This window comes from Blastomonas sp. CCH1-A6 (genome assembly GCF_001556365.1).
GTDB classification, from domain to species: domain Bacteria; phylum Pseudomonadota; class Alphaproteobacteria; order Sphingomonadales; family Sphingomonadaceae; genus Blastomonas; species Blastomonas ursincola.
Window position 1 is genome coordinate 1 of record NZ_LSIS01000429.1, and the last position, 639, is coordinate 639.

The 639-nt window shown below is 59.6% G+C and carries 1 protein-coding gene; it reads right to left on the reverse strand.

All coding sequences use genetic code 11. The annotated features are described in order from the left end of the window. Positions 1–639 (reverse strand): IS110 family transposase (locus AX735_RS19450; protein ID WP_156447549.1); only part of this gene is annotated, 639 nt, incomplete at both ends.

The following is a 639-nucleotide window of genomic DNA, read 5'->3' on the forward strand; positions in this document are numbered from 1 at the left end:
CCGGAGCTAACCCAAGGAAGGCCGCGACGTGTCGTCGGCTTTCGAACTTTCGGCAGAAAACCTCTGCGACCAACATTGCCGCGCTGTTCGGGCCAATACCCTTCAGCTGCTCGAGGCGAACCGCTTTATCGCGGCATGGAAAGGTGGACTCTTCATCGAGCACAACTTGGGCGCGGTCCCTCTCGATGTCCTTGATCTGATCGTTGAGCAACGCAAGCCGTCCGAAACAGCGCTCAATCTGTCGACGAAGGTTTGGTGGCAAAGGCCGCCCATCGCCGGTGCGCATGTCGTCGAGTTGGCTCGACCATTCACCGCCCTTGATGGCTTTGACAGATCGTATGCCTTGCAACGCAAGGAGCCCCCTGATCCGAGAGATAATGCGGGTGCGCTCATGCACCAGATCGCCGCGCTCGCGCATTACTCTGCGTGCGTCCTCCTCCTCGGGAGAGGGCACCTCCACGACACGGCACACGCTTTTGTCGCCAGCGAGATAGGCTTTCAGAATCCCGATCATGGCTTCGGCGTCGATCCGGTCAGTTTTTGCGCGCCTGCCTCGCCGCGACACGAGGAAGCTGGCGGGATCTAGCACATATGTATCGATGTCGTTCGACCGCAGTAGCCTTGCGAGCCAGAAGCCAT